Source organism: Sorangium sp. So ce394 (genome assembly GCF_051474665.1).
GTDB lineage: Bacteria > Myxococcota_A > Polyangia > Polyangiales > Polyangiaceae > Sorangium > Sorangium cellulosum_D.
In genome coordinates, this window is sequence record NZ_CP150339.1 from 4,293,635 (window position 1) to 4,306,238 (window position 12,604).

A 12,604-nucleotide genomic window follows, 5' to 3' on the forward strand; every position below is an offset into this window, starting at 1 on the left:
TTCCGCGGATGCGCAGCGCGCCGGGGGCAGCCTCGGGCCGTCGCCGGCATCGAAGGGGAACCTGCTGCGATGCTGTGGGCTGTCCTGAGCGTATTCGTCGGAGCGCTGCTGGCGCCGCCCCTCCATCGCAGGCTCGGCCGCCAGGCCGGCTGGCTCTTCGCGGCGCTCCCGCTGGTTCCGCTCGTGCTCCCGATGCGGTTCGTCCCGAGGCTCTTCGCCGCGGGGGAGGCCCATCGCGCGTCGCTGCCGTGGATCCCGTCGCTCGGCGTGGAGCTCGCGGTGAGGCTGGATGGGCTCTCGCTCGTGTTCCTCGGGCTCATCTGCGGCATCGGGGCGCTGATCTTCGTGTACGCGAGCGAATACCTGCGCTCGCACCCGCGGCTCGGGCGGTTTTACGCCTATCTGCTCCTGTTCACGGGATCCATGGCGGGCCTCGTGCTCGCCGACGACGTCATTCTCCTCTTCGTGTGCTGGGAGCTCACGAGCGTGAGCTCGTATCTCCTCATCGGGTGGGACCACGAGCGGCCGGAGGCGCGCAAAGCCGCCTTGACGGCGCTCCTCGTGACGGGCGGCGGCGGGCTCGCCATGCTCGCGGGCCTCGTCCTCCTCGTCGTGGTCACCGGCGAGACGCAGATCTCGCGGTTCTCGGGGGACGTCGTCCGCGGGAGCCCCCTCTACCTGCCGATCCTGCTCCTCGTCCTCGCGGGGGCCTTCACGAAATCGGCGCAGGTGCCCTTTCATTTCTGGCTCCCTCGGGCGATGGAGGCGCCCACGCCGGTCAGCGCCTACCTGCACTCGGCCACGATGGTGAAGGCCGGCGTCTATCTGCTCGCGCGCCTGCACCCCACGCTCGGCGCGACGCGCGAATGGACCCTCGTCGTGACGGGCTTCGGCGCCGCCACGATGGTGACGGGCGCGGCGCTCGCGGTCACGCAGAAGGATCTCAAGCGGATCCTCGCCTATTCGACCGTGAGCGTCCTCGGCCTCCTCACGATGCTCCTCGGCATCGGGACCCGGGCGGCCGTCTCCGCGGCGGTGGTGTATCTGGCGGCGCATTCGCTGTACAAGGGCGCGCTCTTCATGACCGCGGGGACCCTGGACCACGAGACCGGGACCCGCGACGTCACCCGCCTGCGGGGCCTCGCGCGGCGGATGCCGATCACCGCGACGGCGGCCGTGCTGGCGGCGCTCTCGAGCGCGGGGGCGCCGCCCCTCCTCGGTTTCCTGTCGAAAGAGCTCTTCTACGAGGCCGTCCTCGCGCCGCCCTCGATGACGGCGGTCCTCGCCGGGGCCGCGGTCCTGTCGAGCGCCCTCCTCGTCGTGGTGAGCCTGGTCGTCGCCCATCGCCCCTTCTTCGGGGGTTCCCCGGCGGCGCCCACGCTCCCCCACGAAGCGCCGCCGTCCTTGTGGCTCGGGCCTGCCACGCTCGCGGCGGCGGGCCTCGTCCTCGGGGTGGCGCCGCGGCTCCTCGGCGACCTCCCGGGCCTTTCGGCGACCGCCATCCTCGGCCGACCCGCGCCGCTCGAGCTGCGCCTGTGGCACGGCCTGACCCCCGTGCTCGGGCTCAGCGTCGCGACCCTCCTCGCCGGACTCGGCCTCTTCCGCGTCCTCTCCGGCCGAGAAGCGCGCCTCCTCGACGCCGCCACGCGCGCCGCCACGCGCCTTGGAGCGTGGGGCCCCGCGCGCGTGTACGACGCTGCCTTCGCGGGGCTCCTCCGGTTCGCGGAGTGGCTGACCCGGCGGCTCCAGACGGGGCATTTGCGCCATTACCTGCTCATCACGGTCCTGACGACGGTCGTGCTCGTCGGGACGCCGCTGCTCCGGAGCCTCCCATTCACGGTCCCGTCGCTCGCCGTGGAGCTCCCGGAGCTCGTGCTCGCGGGCGTGATCCTCGGGTCCGCGGCCATGGCGACGCGCACGCAATCGCGCCTCGCCGTCGTCGCCGCGCTCGGCGCGATCGGCACCTGCGTCATGCTCGTCTTCGTGATCTTCAGCGCGCTCGATCTCGCGCTGACGCAGATCATGGTCGAGGTGCTGACGATCGTCATCTTCGTCCTCGTCCTGCACCACCTGCCGCGCTTCGTGCCCCGATCCCCCGCGCGCGTGTGGATCCCGGACGCGATCGTCTCCGTGATCTTCGGGGGCACGGTGACCCTGCTCATCCTCATGTCGTCGTCGCTCTCCCCGGAGCCGATCCTGAGCGAGTTCTTCGTGGAGAAGGGGTACGCCGAGGCCCACGGGCGGAACATCGTCAACGTGATCCTCGTGGATTTCCGGGCGATGGACACGCTGGGGGAGTCCACGGTCCTCTGCGTGGCCGGGATCGGGGTCTATGCGCTGCTCGCGACCCGTACGCGGAAGGGAGCCTGAGCCGTGCCCTCCGTGATCCTGCGCGCCGCGGCGCCGGTCTTGATGGTGCTCCTGATCATCGTCTCGATTTACGCGCTCCTCCGCGGTCACCACGAGCCCGGGGGCGGGTTCGTCGGCGGGCTCATCATCGCGTCGGCGTTCTCGCTCCACGTCCTCGCGTACGACGTCCCCTCGACGCGGCGGCTGCTCCGCGTCGCACCCCAGACGCTCATGGGGCTCGGGCTCTCGACGATCCTGCTCTCGGGCGTCATCGGGCTCGTGGCCGGCGGAGCCTTCCTGCAAGGCGTGTGGGCGACCGTCCCGGTGCCGGGGCTCGGCGACGTCGCGGTGGGGACGCCGGTGCTGTTCGACGTCGGCGTGTATGCCGCCGTGATGGGCATGGTGCTCATGATCGTCCTCATGACCGCGGAGATGAGCTCATGACGGTCCTCCTCGCGATCGTCGTCGGCGGGCTCTATGCGTCGGGGCTGTTTCTCATGCTCCGGCGCAGCATCGTGAAGCTCGCCTTCGGCCTCGTGCTGCTCGGGCACGGCACGAACCTCCTCATCCTCACGGCGGGCGGCGTCGTCCGCGGCCGTCCCCCGCTGATCCCCAGGGGTGGAGAGGCCTTCCACGCGCCGCCGGCCGATCCCATGGCCCAGGCGCTGATCCTGACGGCGATCGTCATCAGCTTCGCTGTCGTCGCGTTCGCCGTCGTCCTCCTGCATCGCGTTCATCGGACCATGGGCAGCGACGACATCGACTCCCTCGAATCGGCCGACCCATGAAGGTGCTCCTCGTCCTGCCCGTCCTCGTCCCCCTGACCACGGCGGCCCTCTCGCTCCTCTCCTTCCAGCGCGTGGGCCAGCGCGCGGGGCGGCACCCCGCGCTCGGCCTCGTCGGGAGCGTCGTTCAGCTCGCCGTCGGCGTCGTCTTGCTCCGCGCCGTGCACCGGGGAGGCATTCAATCGACCCAGCTCGGAGGCTGGCCCGCCCCGTACGGCATCACCTTCGTGGTCGACCTCTTCTCGGCGCTGATGGTCCTGCTCTCGGGCATCATCGCGGTCGTCACGTCGATCTACTCCCTGTCGGACATCGACCGGGAGCGGCGGGCGCGCGGGTTCTACCCGCTCATGCACGCGCTCCTCATGGGGGCGAACGGCGTGTTCGTCACCGGCGACCTCTTCAATCTTTACGTCTGGTTCGAGGTGACGCTGATCGCGTCCTTCGTGCTCCTGGTGCTCGGCAACGAGCGGCCGCAGATGCAGGGCGCGATCAAGTACGTCGCGATGAACCTGATTTCGAGCGCCCTCTTCCTCACCGGCCTCGGCATCCTTTACGGATCCGTGCACGCCCTCAACCTGGCCGACCTCTCGCTCAAGCTGCCGGGCCTCGCGCCGCCGATCCGGCTCACCCTCGCGATGATCTTCCTCGTCGCGTTCGGCATCAAGGCCGCTGTCTTCCCCCTCTTTTTCTGGCTGCCGGACTCGTATCACACGCCGCCCGTGACGGTCACCGCGCTGTTCGCGGGGCTCTTGACGAAGGTGGGCGTCTACGCCCTCGTGCGGATCTTCACCCTCGTCTTCGTGGCCGACGGGGAAGTCACCCACGCGCTCCTCCTCGGGACCGCGGCCTTCACCATGGCCGTCGGCGTGCTCGGCGCGGTGTCCCACCGGGAGGTCCGGCGGATCCTCGCGTTTCACAGCGTGAGCCAGGTCGGCTACATGGTCATGGGCCTCGGCCTGTTCACGTTGTCGTCGCTCTCGGGGGCGATCTTCTTCGTCTTGCACCACGCCATCATCAAGTCGAACCTCTTCCTCATCAGCGGGATCATGCGATCCGACAGGAGAGACGTCCCCCTCGAGCTTCAGGGCGGGCTCCTCGCGCGGAGCCCGGGGCTCTCCGCCTGCTTCCTCGTCACGGCCCTCTCCCTCGCCGGCATGCCGCCCTTGTCGGGGTTCTGGGGCAAGCTCATGTTGGTGCGGTCGGGGCTCGAGGTCGGCTCGCGCGAGGCCGCGGCCGTCGTCGCCACCAGCCTCGCCGTCGGCCTCGTCACCCTCATTTCGATGACGAAGATATGGAATGAGGCCTTCTGGAAGCCCGCGCCCGCCGGGGCCGACCTCGCCGCGCGGGAGGGCGGCGCGCGGCGTCGCGCGCTCCTCTACGCGCCGGTCGTCCTCTTGACGGCGCTGGGCTTCGCGCTCGGGATGGCGCCCGAGCCGCTCCTCGCCGTCGTCCGCCGGGCCGCCGCGCAGCTCGCCGAGCCGACCGAATACGTGCGCACCGTGCTGGGGGAGGGGCGCCCATGAGAGCCCTCGTCCTCAATCTGTTCCTGGCGATCGTCTGGGTGACCCTGCTCGGCCGCGTCACCGCGGGGGGCCTCGTCTTCGGCTTCCTCCTCGGGTACCTCCTGCTCTTCGGGCTCCGGCGCCTGCTCGGCCCCACGACCTATTTCGAGAAGCTGCCGGGGGTGCTGTCCTTCCTGCTCTTTTATGCGAGAGAGATGGTGCGGGCGAACATCAGGGTCGCCCGCGACGTCATTTCGATCAGGCGAAAGAGCCGCCCCGGCATCGTCGCGGTCCCCCTGGATCTGACGACCGATCTCGAGATCACGGTGCTGACGAACCTCCTCGCCCTGACGCCCGGCACCTTTGGCCTCGACGTGTCGAGCGACCGCACGGTCCTCTTCGTCCATGCGATGTTCGTGGACAGCGCCGACGCGCTGCGCGCGACCATCAAGAACGACCTCGAGCGCCGCGTGAAGGAGCTCTTCCGATGACCCCGCTCTTGCTCGTCGCGATCGCCGTCGTCACGGTGGCGTTCGTCGTCGCGTTCATCCGGCTCCTGCTCGGGCCGAGCCTCCCCGACCGCGTGGTCGCCATGGACCTCATGGCGACGGTCGGCAGCGGGGGCATCGCCCTCTACGCGATGGTGACCGACCAAGGCATCCTCCTCGACGCGGTGATGGTGCTGTCGCTCATCTTCTTTCTCGGCACCATCGCGTTCGCGTATTACCTCGAGCGACAGGGGGAGTCGTCGTGATCCGCGAGCTCGTCGAGGGCGCGCTCCTCGTCATCGGATGCATCTTCATGCTGCTCGCGACCGTGGGCATCCTGCGCATGCCGGACCTGTTCACCCGCCTCCAGGTGACATCGAAGGCCTCGGTGTTCGGGATGACGTGCATCATCTCCGCTTCCGCCCTTCATTTCCAGGACCCGGCCATCACGGCCCGGGCCATCGTCATCATCGCGTTCGTGGTGCTGACGATGCCCGTCGCGACGCACTTGCTCGCTCGCGCCGGTTACACGACCAACACGCCCCTCTCGCCCGAGACCGTGGTGAACGAGCTCGCGGGGCAGTACGATCCGACGACCCACACCCTCGCCGGCGCGGAGCCGAGGAGCCGCATGTTCGAGCTCGCGCCCGGGGCCGCCGTCGTCGGCAAGCGCATCGCCGAGCTCGGCCTGCCTGCCGGGGTGCTCATCCGCGCCATTCACCGGGAGGGCGGGACCGTCGTGCCCCGGGGCCAAACGATCCTCGAGGTCGGCGACAGGCTCGACGTGCTCGCGGAGCCGGCAGAGATCGGCCGCGTGCGCGAGATCTTCCTGGCCCGGGCCGCGACGACGGCGACGGACGATCCGGACGGCAAATCGAGCGCCTCCTCGTAGCATCGAGGACGACGAAGCGGCGCTCCATGACCCGGCGTTCGAGGAGGAGCTCGTCGCGGTCGCCCTCGGTTACCTCGCCGCGCGCCCGGGGGCGCGCCGCGCGAGCGCCACGTGATGGGGAGACGCTGCGCACGAGCCGCCGGCGGAATATCGCGTGGTCCGGGGCGCTCCGTGGCCCTGGCGGTCGCGGCCCTCACGATCGCGCCGCCGGCGATGCCGAGGCGGTCAGCCGTGAGGGCTCGACGACACGCGGGCAGGCTCGATGCGGCGGTAGGACAGCCGCCGCAGCAGCACCTCCGCCGGGCCGCGGTGGCCTGCGCGGCGCATCCCATCGGCCAGCAGGATCGAGGCGATCCAGAGGACGACGGCGACCGCGCAGCTGGCGGCGAAGCCCATGTCATCCATCAAGTCCAGGGTGAACGGGTAGAACAGCGCGAGCCACACCGCCGATTGAAACAAGTAGAACGTCAACGACCGCTGGCCCAGCGCGGCGAGCGCCGTGGTGAGGGGGCCCTGGTTGCGTCCGACCCCTATCGCGACGAGTCCGGCGGCGGCGGCCATGCCGATGCCGCCAGCGTATCCCGTCAAGGCGTGTGCGCCGGCGACCGTCCAGGTCATGGACGTCGTCCATGCGCCGATCAGCATTAGGGCCATCGGAAGCCTGCCGAAGAGGGACATCGCCATGCCGATCGCGGCGACGCGCCACAACAGCGGCGCATGACGCTCCGGTTCGTCGAGGAGCCGGCGCCTGGCGGCCCAGATGCCCGGGAGCATGCCCGGCACCACAACGACGGTGGAGACGGCGGTCTTCAGCGGCCAGAACGGAAGGCCGGCGAGGACGTGGGCAACGTAGTCGGGGGCCATGTTCGGCGCCAGGGTCATGGGCTCGCCCATGGCCGCGGCGGTCTGGGCTGTCACGCTCTGCCAGGAGAGCAGGAGCGTTGCGGGGACGAGCGTCACGGCGCTGGTCCACCCCAAGATCGAGTCCCGGCTCCGGACCAGCGGCGCGAGCAGGAGCAGCGTCAGCCCGTAGACCGCGACGATATCGAGCGGGACGAGCAGCGCCGCGTGCGCGAAGCCGATGACGATCAGCCAGAGACCCCGGCGCCGCAGCAACTCGCGTATCGAGGCCCAGTCGCTGCCTCGCGCGTGCTGCCGCTGGGTCAACTGTCCCAGCGCGTAGCCGAAGAGGAAGACGAACATGGCGCGGGCCTGGTTCTCGGCGAAGAGGGAACGGACGAACGCGGCGAGGGCGTTGGGGGCGGCTGGTCCGAGATCCCAATGGCTGACGAACGCCGGCGCGTGGGCCACGGCGATCGGCAGCAGCATGAAGCCGCGCGCGAGGTCCGGCGCGAGGGACCGACTGGCCACGTCGGTGAGCGCTCGGGGGTGGTGGGAAAGGTCCATGGACGTCACCCGCATGCTGGGGCCCGGCCGCGCCGACCCGGTACGTGGGCCGAGCGCGCCGGCGCCTCACCAGGCTATTCGAACAGCGACGAAAGCTACGCAGCGTTTCATGCGTCGTCAACGATGGATCATGCGGTTTCTCGCGATGTGCGGCGAGTTCATGGCCATTGTTGCAATGGCGTTGTCGATGAACGCAACGGTTGGGCGCTCGGTCGTTGCAATGTGCTGATCATGAATGCACACTGGGCTCGACCATCGACCCACAGGAGGCCGTCGACGATGCCGGGAGGCAGGCTGAGCGACCAGGACCGCGGGCTTATCGCGTCATGGCTGGCCGAGGGGCTCGGGTACGCCGAGATCGGAAGGCGGCTGGGCAGGCCGACGTCGACAATCAGCCGGGAGGTCGCCCGCAACGGCGGTCCCGTGGGCTACCGGGCGGACCACGCCCACGAGGCGACCGGGCGACGCGCTCGCCGGCGCAGGCTGGGTCCGCCGGCGGAGCTGCCGGAGGCCGTCGGCGCGGACGGTCGGGACGCCGAGGCGGTGCGCGCCTACATCGAGCGATTCGCGGCGCTGATGGTCCAGACGGGGCTGCCACGGACGGCGGCCCGGGTGCTCGCCTCGCTGTACACGATCGACGCCGGCGCCATGACCGCCACCGAGCTGGTCAGGCGTCTGCGGGTCAGCCCTGCGTCGGTGTCCAAGGCCATCGGCTATCTGGAGGGGCTGGAAGTGGTCCGGCGCGAGCGCGGCCCCGGGCGAGGGGAGCGCTACGTCGTCGACGACGACGTCTGGGAGCGGTCGTGGATGGCGAGCGCGCGCGCGAACGCGATGTGGGCGGATGCTGCCCGGCAGGGGGCTGATATCTTCGGTGCCGTCACGCCCGCCGGAGCCCGGCTGGACCGCGTGGGCCGATTCTTCGCGCGCCTCAGCGATGATATGGCGGGCGGCCCTGTCGAAGCCGCCCTGGGCGACGCGCTCACGGCGGTCGCCGCGCTGGTGCACGCGAGCGCGCCGCTCACCGTGCACCAGCTGGCGACCGCGCTGGACTGGCCCGCGGAGCGCGTCACGAGCGCCCTGCGCGACGCCGAACAGCACCCGGACGTCATCGATCCCGTCGCCGTCCGGTGCGCCGCGCCCGGCACCTATGCCATCAGCGCAAGGCTCGATCGGCTCACGACGACACAGCGGGAGGCCCTCAGTTGCCACCGGGAGAGGACCTTGACCTGATCGCTGTGCCCCGCCGGCTGACGGCCGTTTCGAGCTCTTCCCCGAGCTCGTGGCCGAAGACCTCCTCGACGCCAGCGGCGAGCGCGGCCCGCAGGGCTTCGCCGCGACGGCGACCCAGCTCCGCTCGGCCATCCGCGGCCTCCGCTTCCAGGTGGAGGAGACCCTGGCCGCGGGCGATCGCGTGGCCGTGCGCTGGACGTGGTCCGGCCAGCAAACCTGCGCCCGTCGACCTCGCCGGCGGCGCGTTCAGGAGGCGTCGCCCTGGCAGGCGGAGGGCGGTTGCGCTTGGGCATCCGCCTCCTCTACGCTCTCCAGGCCTTGCCCTCCCTCGAGCCCTGTCACCTGATCGCCAATCGCCCCGACTACGTGGTGGCCATCTGGCGCCAGATCTTCTGCGCCATCTGGCGCCGAGAGACGACCGAGGATGCCGTGCGCCGCGTGACCGACGCGTGCGTGGCGTTCGCAAATCAACATCCGCGCGGCATCGGGCTGCTCGCAGTCATCGACGTGAGCGAAGCCGCGTTCCGGTCGTCGCTCGACGAGCTGCGGGAGGCCATCGGCTGCCGGTGAGCCGGCGAAGCACACGGGGAGGAGCGCCATGCGACGATTCGCCATCTGTCATCTGCTGATCGCCTGCCTGTCGAGCTGCACGTCCGCGCCGCCGTCCGCGCCGGGGGAGGGGCAGGTCGAGGGGCCTCCGCCGCCCACGGTCGCGTGTCCGACCGAGAAGCTCGCGTTCACCCGGGAGACGGGGTGCGCGAACGATGGATCCGTCGAGTTCTGCCTGCCGACGGGCGACGAGGCGCTCGTCGCCCGGGTGCGGGACATCGCGCCAACGATCCAGGCGGGCTCGTCGCCCGGGCGCGCCAGGTGCGATGTGCCCGCGGAGACGCTGTACTTCTTCCCCACCGGAGACGCCGAGTGCGTCGCGCGCCACGGCGCGCTCGAGGACGCGGCCTGGGACAAGATCTGCCGCATCGCCGCGCTGCCGGAGGTGCGGGCGATCGTGCCGACGTGGTACGAGTGATCGGGGCGCGCACGGCGCCGCCGCGCTCGCTCGTTTGCGGGGCGGCGCGAGCGCGCGGATTGCAGTAGAACCTCGGCAGAACGACGCGTCCGATGACGCCGATGGCCCCCACCCGCCCCGAGGTTCTCCGATGAAGCTCCCCTTCGACAACACCTACGCCCGGCTCCCGGACCGGTTCTACGCGCGCGTCTCCCCCGCCAAGGTCCGCGAGCCGCGCGTCGTGCGGGTCAACCGCGCGCTCGCGGAGGTGCTCGGGCTCGACGCGGAGCAGCTCGCGTCCGCGGAGGGGGCAGAGGTGCTCTCGGGCAACGCGCTGCCCGAGGGCGCGGCGCCGATCGCCCTCGCGTACGCGGGGCACCAGTTCGGCAGCTTCGTGAACCAGCTCGGGGACGGCCGGGCCATCCTGCTCGGCGAGGTCGTCGGCAAGGACGGCAAGCGGCGCGACATCCAGCTCAAGGGCGCGGGGCGGACGCCGTTCTCGCGCGGCGGAGACGGGCGCGCCGCCCTCGGGCCGGTGCTGCGCGAGTACGTCGTGAGCGAGGCCATGGCGGCGCTCGGCGTGCCGACGACGCGCGCGCTCGCCGCCGTGACCACGGGCGAGCCCGTCTTCCGCGAGGAGGTGCTCCCGGGCGCGGTGCTCACGCGCGTGGCCGCGAGCCACCTCCGCGTGGGCACGTTCCAGTTCTTCGCCGCGCGGGGCGACCGCGAGGCGCTCTCCACCCTGGCGTCGTACGCGCTCGCCCGGCACTACCCCGAGGCCGCGGGCAGCGGCAACGACGCGCTGGCGCTGCTCGAGCGCGTCATCGAGGCGCAGGCGAGCCTCGTCGCGCGCTGGCTGGGCGTCGGCTTCGTGCACGGCGTGATGAACACCGACAACACCTCGATCTCCGGCGAGACCATCGATTACGGGCCGTGCGCGTTCCTCGACGAGTACGACCCCGAGAAGAAGTTCAGCTCGATCGATCGCGGCGGCCGCTACGCCTTCGGGAACCAGCCGGGCATCGCCCAGTGGAACATGCTGCGGCTCGCCGAGGCGCTCCTGCCGCTCCTCGCCGACGACAAGGACGAGGCGGTCCGCCTGGCGACCGAGCGCGTGCAGCGCTTCACCGGCCTGTTCGTGGAGGCGCACGAGCGCGTCCTGCGGGCGAAGCTGGGGCTCGCGCGCGAGGAGGACGACGACCTCGCGCTCGCCGCCGATCTGCTGGACCGGCTCGCGTCGAACGGCGTCGATTACACCCTCTTCTTTCGCCGGCTGTGCGCGTCGGCGGAGGACCCCGCCGCGGACGCGCAGGTGGCCTCGCTGTTCGCGGAGCCCGGCGCCTTCCGCGACTGGGCCGAGGCGTGGCGCCGGCGGCTCGCCAGGGAGGACGTCGCGGCCGAGTCGCGCGCGCGGGCGATGCGGCTCGTCAACCCCGCGTTCATCCCGCGCAACCACCGGATCGAGGCGCTCATCCAGGCGGCCGTCCGCGGCGACTTCGAGCCCTTCGAGACGTTCGTGCGGGTGCTCGAGCGCCCGTACGAGGATCAGCCGGAGCTCGCCCACCTGAGCGAGCCCCCGCAGCTGGAAGAGCGCGTGCAGTACACGTTCTGCGGGACGTGAGCGGGGCGGACCTTCAGTCGGCCACGAAGCCTTTCCATCGCCGCAGGTACCCGGCGAAGGTCTCGGAGACGCCGCGCTCGAGCAGCTCGGCGCGCGTGAGCGGCGGCCGCCGCGGCTCCCAGGCGGGATCGGCGATCCGCTGCGGCCAGTCGGGGTTGGCGATGCCGGCGCGCCCCAGCGCGACCGCGGTGGCGCCCTTGTCGAGGAGCGCCTCGGCCTCGGCGCGCGTCCACACGCCGCCGGCGACCACGAGCGGCAGGCTCGGCCCCACCACCTCCCGGAACAGCGGCAGCGGGTGGGCGTCCGGGCGCTTCCGCGAGGGCTTGCTCGCGTCCCACAGCGAGAGGTGGAGGAAGTCGGCGCCGTCCTCGACGAGCCAGCGAGCGAGCTCGAGGTTCTCGTCGAGGTCGAGCCCCTTGGCCTGGCCCCAGTCCTCGGGCGACAGGCGCACGCCGACGACGAAGGACGCGGGCACCGCGGCGCGGACCGCCCGGAGGGTCTCGCGCAGCAGGCGCGCCCGGTTCTCCCACGCGCCGCCCCAGCGATCCGTGCGGCGGTTCTGGGTGGCGGACAGGAACTGGCCGAGGAGGTAGCCGTGCGCGCCGTGCAGCTCGACGCCCGCGAAGCCGGCGAGGAGCGCCCGCGCCGCCGCGTCGCGGAAGCGCTCGATGACACCGAGGATGTCTTGCTCGGTGGCGGCGCGGGGGACGGGCAGGTCCGGCTCGGCGACGGCGCTGGCGCTCCACGTGGGCAGGCCGGACACCTGCGGATTGGCGCGGAGGCCGCCGTGAAAGAGCTGGACGAGGCCCAGGGCGCCGGGGGCGGCGACCGCGGCCGCGAGCCGGCGCAGGCCGGGCAAGAGCCGGTCGGCGAAGACGCCGAGCTCGCCCTTCCAGGCATGGCCGTCCTCGGCGACGTGGGCGGCGCAGGTCTCGACCACGCCGAAGCCGCCTTGCGCGCGGTAGGAGAGCCAGCGGAGCTCGTCGTCGCCCAGGGAGCCGTCGTCGTGGCTTTGCCCGTTCGTGAGCGGGGCGAGCCAGACGCGGTTCCTGGCGGTGAGGCCGTTCGGGAAGGAGAAAGGCGAGAGCAGGGGTGAGGTCACGGGCGAGTGTGTAGCATTCGCCGGGCCACACGCGCTCCGTGCCGCGCGCGCTCGGGTCGCGGCGGGGGGCGCGCGGCGCGCTGGCAGCGCAGCGGCGGTGGCGCGACGCGCGGCGGGACCGGCGGCGAGGCGCGGCGCGGACGCGACGGCGCTTGCCACGTCGCTGCGCGCCGGGCAGGCGTTCCGCACCCTGCTGCGGCCGCAGCAGCGCGCCTGCCGCGC

At 71.7% G+C, this 12,604-nt stretch carries 13 protein-coding genes and 1 pseudogene; 12 read left to right on the top strand and 2 right to left on the bottom strand.

Going from position 1 to position 12,604, the window contains the following annotated elements; genetic code table 11:
* The first annotated feature begins 69 nt into the window (after positions 1–69).
* Genes WMF33_RS15905 through mnhG form a run of 7 tightly spaced genes read left to right on the top strand, consistent with a single transcriptional unit; the run spans position 70 to position 6,016 of the window.
* A complete protein-coding gene (locus WMF33_RS15905; protein WP_437337925.1) occupies positions 70–2,370 on the top strand; it encodes a putative monovalent cation/H+ antiporter subunit A in 2,301 nt (766 codons plus the stop codon).
* A gap of 3 nt (positions 2,371–2,373) precedes the next feature.
* Entirely contained in the window at positions 2,374–2,793 is a 420-nt protein-coding gene (locus WMF33_RS15910) for a Na+/H+ antiporter subunit B (protein ID WP_061624824.1), read from the top strand.
* The gene (locus WMF33_RS15915; protein WP_061624825.1) at positions 2,790–3,137 is read left to right on the top strand and encodes a Na+/H+ antiporter subunit C; all 348 of its coding nucleotides are present in this window, start codon (positions 2,790–2,792) and stop codon (positions 3,135–3,137) included. Before WMF33_RS15910 ends, WMF33_RS15915 begins: the two co-directional genes overlap by 4 nt.
* Positions 3,134–4,657 carry a proton-conducting transporter transmembrane domain-containing protein gene (locus tag WMF33_RS15920; RefSeq protein ID WP_437337926.1) on the top strand — a complete coding sequence of 508 codons (1,524 nt, stop codon included), beginning with the start codon at positions 3,134–3,136 and terminating at the stop codon, positions 4,655–4,657. The genes WMF33_RS15915 and WMF33_RS15920 overlap by 4 nt, the downstream gene beginning before the upstream one ends.
* Complete coding sequence (locus WMF33_RS15925; RefSeq protein WP_129575141.1) at positions 4,654–5,127, top strand: Na+/H+ antiporter subunit E; 474 nt, start codon at positions 4,654–4,656, stop codon at positions 5,125–5,127. Before WMF33_RS15920 ends, WMF33_RS15925 begins: the two co-directional genes overlap by 4 nt.
* Positions 5,124–5,390, top strand: coding sequence for a monovalent cation/H+ antiporter complex subunit F (locus WMF33_RS15930; RefSeq protein WP_437337927.1), 267 nt, complete (start codon positions 5,124–5,126; stop codon positions 5,388–5,390). The genes WMF33_RS15925 and WMF33_RS15930 overlap by 4 nt, the downstream gene beginning before the upstream one ends.
* Positions 5,387–6,016: a monovalent cation/H(+) antiporter subunit G gene (gene mnhG / locus WMF33_RS15935; protein WP_437337928.1), complete on the top strand. Its 630-nt coding sequence runs from the start codon at positions 5,387–5,389 to the stop codon at positions 6,014–6,016. The genes WMF33_RS15930 and mnhG overlap by 4 nt, the downstream gene beginning before the upstream one ends.
* Positions 6,017–6,241: 225 nt before the next feature.
* On the opposite strand, the gene WMF33_RS15940 is transcribed toward mnhG, so the two are convergent.
* Entirely contained in the window at positions 6,242–7,423 is a 1,182-nt protein-coding gene (locus WMF33_RS15940) for a DUF418 domain-containing protein (protein WP_437337929.1), read from the bottom strand.
* A 279-nt stretch (positions 7,424–7,702) separates the two neighbouring features.
* Here WMF33_RS15940 and WMF33_RS15945 point away from each other — a divergent pair, with 279 nt between their 5' ends.
* The 5 genes and pseudogenes from WMF33_RS15945 to WMF33_RS15965 all read left to right on the top strand — a co-directional run bounded on the left by WMF33_RS15945 (position 7,703) and on the right by WMF33_RS15965 (position 11,280).
* The gene (locus tag WMF33_RS15945; protein WP_437339489.1) at positions 7,703–8,653 is read left to right on the top strand and encodes a helix-turn-helix domain-containing protein; all 951 of its coding nucleotides are present in this window, start codon (positions 7,703–7,705) and stop codon (positions 8,651–8,653) included.
* Positions 8,654–8,687: 34 nt separating this feature from the next.
* A pseudogene (locus tag WMF33_RS15950) lies at positions 8,688–8,999 on the top strand (ester cyclase); the annotation flags it as partial.
* A complete protein-coding gene (locus tag WMF33_RS15955; RefSeq protein WP_437337930.1) occupies positions 8,972–9,223 on the top strand; it encodes a hypothetical protein in 252 nt (83 codons plus the stop codon). The pseudogene WMF33_RS15950 and the gene WMF33_RS15955, both read left to right, overlap by 28 nt.
* A gap of 28 nt (positions 9,224–9,251) precedes the next feature.
* Positions 9,252–9,680 (top strand): hypothetical protein, encoded by a 429-nt coding sequence (locus tag WMF33_RS15960; protein ID WP_437337931.1) that lies wholly within the window; start codon positions 9,252–9,254, stop codon positions 9,678–9,680.
* Positions 9,681–9,810: 130 nt separating this feature from the next.
* Complete coding sequence (locus tag WMF33_RS15965; protein ID WP_437337932.1) at positions 9,811–11,280, top strand: protein adenylyltransferase SelO; 1,470 nt, start codon at positions 9,811–9,813, stop codon at positions 11,278–11,280.
* Positions 11,281–11,293: 13 nt separating this feature from the next.
* On the opposite strand, the gene WMF33_RS15970 is transcribed toward WMF33_RS15965, so the two are convergent.
* Positions 11,294–12,382: a HisA/HisF-related TIM barrel protein gene (locus WMF33_RS15970; RefSeq protein ID WP_437337933.1), complete on the bottom strand. Its 1,089-nt coding sequence runs from the start codon at positions 12,380–12,382 to the stop codon at positions 11,294–11,296.
* Positions 12,383–12,604: the final 222 nt, after the last annotated feature.

Excerpts from the sequence above, each read along its gene's own strand:
- WMF33_RS15925 (WP_129575141.1), top strand. The coding sequence starts at position 4,654 with ATGAGAGCCCTCGTCCTCAATCTGTTCCTGGCGATCGTCTGGGTGACC.
- WMF33_RS15930 (WP_437337927.1), top strand. The coding sequence starts at position 5,124 with ATGACCCCGCTCTTGCTCGTCGCGATCGCCGTCGTCACGGTGGCGTTC.
- WMF33_RS15960 (WP_437337931.1), top strand. The coding sequence starts at position 9,252 with ATGCGACGATTCGCCATCTGTCATCTGCTGATCGCCTGCCTGTCGAGC.
- WMF33_RS15940 (WP_437337929.1), bottom strand. The coding sequence starts at position 7,423 with ATGGACCTTTCCCACCACCCCCGAGCGCTCACCGACGTGGCCAGTCGG.
- WMF33_RS15920 (WP_437337926.1), top strand. The coding sequence starts at position 3,134 with ATGAAGGTGCTCCTCGTCCTGCCCGTCCTCGTCCCCCTGACCACGGCG.
- WMF33_RS15915 (WP_061624825.1), top strand. The coding sequence starts at position 2,790 with ATGACGGTCCTCCTCGCGATCGTCGTCGGCGGGCTCTATGCGTCGGGG.
- WMF33_RS15945 (WP_437339489.1), top strand. The coding sequence starts at position 7,703 with ATGCCGGGAGGCAGGCTGAGCGACCAGGACCGCGGGCTTATCGCGTCA.
- WMF33_RS15905 (WP_437337925.1), top strand. The coding sequence starts at position 70 with ATGCTGTGGGCTGTCCTGAGCGTATTCGTCGGAGCGCTGCTGGCGCCG.
- WMF33_RS15965 (WP_437337932.1), top strand. The coding sequence starts at position 9,811 with ATGAAGCTCCCCTTCGACAACACCTACGCCCGGCTCCCGGACCGGTTC.